This is a genomic window from Moorena sp. SIO4A1, assembly GCF_010672065.1.
In the GTDB taxonomy this organism is placed as follows: domain Bacteria; phylum Cyanobacteriota; class Cyanobacteriia; order Cyanobacteriales; family Coleofasciculaceae; genus Moorena.
Genome location: NZ_JAAHHX010000504.1, coordinates 1 through 1,757, shown reverse-complemented (window position 1 = coordinate 1,757; position 1,757 = coordinate 1). Strand labels below are relative to the sequence as shown.

The window sequence follows — 1,757 nt, the reverse complement described above, 5'->3', positions numbered from 1 at the left end:
TTGAGCATTATCGTCGATCGTAGAAATAAAATTGCTCATGAAGCTGACATGTATCCAACACTAGGGCTAGGTAATAGATGGCCGATCAATGAGAAACTTGTTAATGATGCTGTTGATTTCATTGAACAGGTTGTTGAAGGTATTCATACTGTTATTTCAATGCACTAAAATCGCAACAGTAGCTAACACCCGGTTGATGCGTAATTTTGGAGCAAGGTATCGGATATCTTATCAAGTTTATGGCTTGGACTATCTGCTAACGTGGAATTGTAAACATATTGCAAATGCCCAAATTCAGAAAAAATTAGCGCAAATTAGCTTTGATGCTGGATACGAACTGCCGACCATTTGTACACCTTATGAACTAATGGGATAATAAAGATGTGGAAGGATGAAATTCTCGAAGAAATCAACAAAATTCGAGAAGAACATGCCAAGTCTTTCAACTACGACTTACAAGCAATTTGTGATGATGTGCGACGCAGAGAAACTGAAAGTGGCAGGCAAATAATTTCAAGCCCCTTGAGACAACCTCGTTGGCACGAGCAGAACAACAATGCCGTGCAGCGGACTGTTTGAGTGCAATTGACCCTACCGTGTCCCGCTACGCAATTGGCCTTAGGTCACGCTACGCGATCGCATGTTGAGGAACAGGCGGTCTGTTCCACTCGCGCTTTGCCTCAACAGAGCGACCAATAAAAAATTAGTATAGTCTTGAGTCCTTGGGTTTCCTTGGGTCAACCCAATCTACAAGATCTAAAAATCCTTACCATAAAGATAATCAATAAAATTGTAGCTATGAGTATTATTATCTCTGATGAACTTCTAACCGCGACTCGAATGACTGAAGCTGAAATGAAGCAAGAAATTGCCGTTTTGCTGTTTGAGAAAGAAAAACTTACCCTTGCTCAAGCCAGTCGATTTGCTGGGATGAATCGTATTGCTTTTCAACATCTACTAGCAAGCCGTCAAATCCCAGTTCATTATGGTGTAGAAGATTTGGAACAAGATATTAAGAATCTGCGGGAGATGGGCAGGTTGTGATTATTGTCAGTGATACATCACCAATTAATAACCTGGCAGCTATTAACGAACTCCACTTACTCCAACAACTTTACCAGACAGTCATTATCCCAGAGGCTGTTTATCGAGAGTTAACCGATCCTGACTTCCCAGTTGCAGGTGGGACTGAAGTGCAGACTTTTGAATGGATTCAAACTCGTTCAGCTCAGGGGGTGACAAGCTAATTGAAAATCTTACAGGGGTTAGGTTAATGGGGTTAGGTGTTAGGTAAAATTGCCCTGGCGGGATGGATTGATTAAAACTATCATTGACGAAGTATGCGTGAAAATTGCTTCAATTGCTGGGAAATACAAATGACACCGATGCGCTCATTTTACCCAATACCTAAAACCATTAACCGTGCCACCTATATAGGTTTGAGCTTTGTTGTCACCCCGTGAGCGAAAAATCACACATTATGGGTGAGGACTGGGCTCAAGCATTGTTGTTCAATTTTCTTAGCACTCTCGGTCAGTCCTGCTCTGACTTGTTGGTATTCAGACTTAAGCAGCGCAAAAATTTCCGCTGCTCCAGTGATGGTTTTCGACCTCCCCAGACTTTCCAAGTCCTGACACAGTTTGGAGAGATTTATCCCCCCTAGGGTAGCGCTACTAGACTTTAATGTGTGAGCCGCAATTTCCATGGCTTTTGGATCTTCTTCAATAATTGCTTGAGCCATGTTTTTTACTAACCTC

The 1,757-nt window shown here is 42.1% G+C and carries 4 protein-coding genes and 1 pseudogene; 4 read left to right on the top strand and 1 reads right to left on the bottom strand.

Annotation, left to right across the window (positions count from 1 at the left end):
- Positions 1-235: 235 nt before the first annotated feature.
- From F6K53_RS39960 to F6K53_RS39945, 4 genes and pseudogenes are all read left to right on the top strand, one after another.
- A pseudogene (locus F6K53_RS39960) lies at positions 236-376 on the top strand (DNA-binding protein); the annotation flags it as partial.
- A 5-nt stretch (positions 377-381) separates the two neighbouring features.
- A complete protein-coding gene (locus F6K53_RS39955) occupies positions 382-579 on the top strand; it encodes a hypothetical protein (protein ID WP_293085593.1) in 198 nt (65 codons plus the stop codon).
- A gap of 219 nt (positions 580-798) precedes the next feature.
- Positions 799-1,044, top strand: coding sequence for a UPF0175 family protein (locus F6K53_RS39950; RefSeq protein WP_293085590.1), 246 nt, complete (start codon positions 799-801; stop codon positions 1,042-1,044).
- On the top strand, positions 1,041-1,247 hold the full coding sequence (locus tag F6K53_RS39945) for a hypothetical protein (protein ID WP_293085587.1): 207 nt from the start codon (positions 1,041-1,043) through the stop codon (positions 1,245-1,247). The genes F6K53_RS39950 and F6K53_RS39945 overlap by 4 nt, the downstream gene beginning before the upstream one ends.
- 224 nt (positions 1,248-1,471) lie before the next feature.
- Here F6K53_RS39945 and F6K53_RS39940 read toward each other — a convergent pair.
- Positions 1,472-1,757, bottom strand: a 286-nt coding sequence (locus F6K53_RS39940) for an Hpt domain-containing protein (protein WP_293085584.1), incomplete at its 5' end; no start/stop codon positions are given.

Coding starts and splice junctions, on each gene's coding strand:
- F6K53_RS39955 (WP_293085593.1), top strand. CDS start 382: ATGTGGAAGGATGAAATTCTCGAAGAAATCAACAAAATTCGAGAAGAA.
- F6K53_RS39950 (WP_293085590.1), top strand. CDS start 799: ATGAGTATTATTATCTCTGATGAACTTCTAACCGCGACTCGAATGACT.